This window comes from Pseudomonas hunanensis, assembly GCF_013393325.1.
In the GTDB taxonomy this organism is placed as follows: Bacteria; Pseudomonadota; Gammaproteobacteria; order Pseudomonadales; family Pseudomonadaceae; genus Aquipseudomonas; species Aquipseudomonas putida_P.
Genome location: NZ_QJRC01000025.1, coordinates 1 through 252, shown reverse-complemented (window position 1 = coordinate 252; position 252 = coordinate 1). Strand labels below are relative to the sequence as shown.

At 46.4% G+C, this 252-nt stretch carries 1 protein-coding gene; it reads right to left on the bottom strand.

What is annotated here, in order from left to right:
- The coding region (locus DM807_RS27555; RefSeq protein ID WP_218647908.1) for a hypothetical protein at positions 1 to 224 on the bottom strand (224 nt) is incomplete at its 3' end.
- Between the last annotated feature and the right edge of the window lie 28 nt (positions 225 to 252).

Here is a 252-nt window from a genome sequence, read left to right as displayed (position 1 = left end):
ATAATCTTTTTGACTATCAGTCCGTACTCACAAGCACCCACACGAATTGCTTGATTCAATTTGTTAAAGAGCGTTTGGTTAAGAGCTTTTCGTCTCAACCGAGGCGCGCATTCTACGCTTTCCTCAGGGCCTGTCAAGCGTTTATTTTGAAGTTTTTTGCGAGAAACTCGTTTAGCTTCAAACACTTGGCTCGCTGCGATCTCTCGTAGCGGGAGGCGAATCATACAGCACCAAGAAGCGCTGTCAACCACC